The 1621-nt window shown below is 44.0% G+C and carries 2 protein-coding genes; both read right to left on the reverse strand.

Features of this window, described 5'->3' with window-relative positions:
• Positions 1–296: 296 nt before the first annotated feature.
• Positions 297–572: a glutaredoxin family protein gene (locus EV211_RS10545; protein WP_133529394.1), complete on the reverse strand. Its 276-nt coding sequence runs from the start codon at positions 570–572 to the stop codon at positions 297–299.
• Positions 573–655: 83 nt separating this feature from the next.
• On the reverse strand, positions 656–1393 hold the full coding sequence (locus EV211_RS10550; protein ID WP_133529395.1) for an AAA family ATPase: 738 nt from the start codon (positions 1391–1393) through the stop codon (positions 656–658).
• Between the last annotated feature and the right edge of the window lie 228 nt (positions 1394–1621).

The following is a 1621-nucleotide window of genomic DNA, read 5'->3' on the forward strand; positions in this document are numbered from 1 at the left end:
AGCCTTGGACAGTTACAGAATGTCACGCTATCGTAGAAAATATTAAAGCCACAGAAACTGTCAACCCAAATTACCAACAACAACTTGACACTATCAGGCTTTATTGAAATAAAGATTTGTATTGATTTTTCCCCGAAAATCTAATATACTATTCATAAAGATAACAGTGGGCGTATCTCAGCCCTTAAGTGAGAAAGTTATGAAGAGGACTTCTCTTGGTCCGTAAACAAGAGAGTTAAATTTGAAAAGGAGCCGGGAGGCTCCTTTTGCTTGCTAAGTTATGTTTTGTGCGAGGGCTAGGCCACCAAAGCCCGGAACATGGCGTCCAGCTTGGACTTCACCACATCCTCCGGATCATTGGGATCCGCCTCATATAACTTTTGTTCCCCATTGAAAAAGCATGGCACATGGTAATAGTCATAGTTTTTCACGATGCCGGGGTTGGTGATCTCGTTGACCTCGTCCAGCTCCACGGCCTTGTATTCCGGGTGCTCCGCCATGAGCTCAGCCATGACCCTCCGCGCCTGTTTGCAGTATGGGCAAAGGGGCAGGTAGAAAAAAGTAAGTTTCATATCATTCACCGATCCTTTCAATCGAACATTATCCTGTTGGGATGTTTATACCCGAAAAATCGGGTGGGAATCATAGTCGTCAATCAGAAAATCCACTTCGCCCTTAACGCGATTATCATAGTAGAACAAAGGGTGACCGTGGGCGGTATCATTCCATAGATCCGGTTGATCTTCAGCCGGTTTTCTTTGTCGTATTTGCCCGCATCCATTGCGTAATATTCGTGTATTTCATTTTGTATAGCCCGCACCTGAACGATATTCTTGGTTTCAGTATACGTGACCACAGCGTCAGGCAGACCGCCGACGAGAAGATACTTTTTGAACAGATCCATTACGCGCCCGTGAGTGCCTTCATCGAGAGACTGCCGATTCTCAAATTTGTGGCGAATAGAGTCCACTGCCATCTGGTTGAAATCGTTTGCATAGAGAAATTCTTCGAAATCAAGCGGATGCATTCTGACTGTTTGGATGCTTCCCATGGGGATAGATGTGGTTTTGGACAGGATCACTCCAAGGAGAGACCCGCTGGCAATGTAGGTATACCTGTCATCTTGTTTAAGAAATTTCAGCAGGGTCAAAAGGTGAGGGTATGCTTGTATTTCATCTAGGAAAATCAGCGTATCAAGCTTGTCATGCATTTTCGATCCGGCTATCATACTGACCTGAAGATAGAAATCTTCTACAGTGCGGGTGTTCTCGAAAAGCCTCTGTCCGATAGAATCCTCCAAAAGGTTGATTTCTATATAGTTGTCGAATATTTTCTTCCCGACATATCGTACGATAAATGTCTTACCAATCTGGCGTGCTCCGTCAATTATCATGATTTTACTACACTTTTCAATAAAATCAAGAGGCACTTTACTACACTTTTCAAATTCTGCTTTGGGGCCAGTGTGATTGCCGGGGTTGGGTTAGGGGGGCACAGACATGTTTTCTGCAATATCGCCATTTCAGAGTAAGCATCAAAACATAGGCACATTGAGTAGCTATTTGCCACGATATATAATATCTTCCAGAGCGGGAGGTATATAGTTGTGAATAGCAGGCAA

It is taken from the genome of Aminicella lysinilytica, assembly GCF_004362975.1.
GTDB classification, from domain to species: Bacteria; Bacillota; Clostridia; order Peptostreptococcales; family Anaerovoracaceae; genus Aminicella; species Aminicella lysinilytica.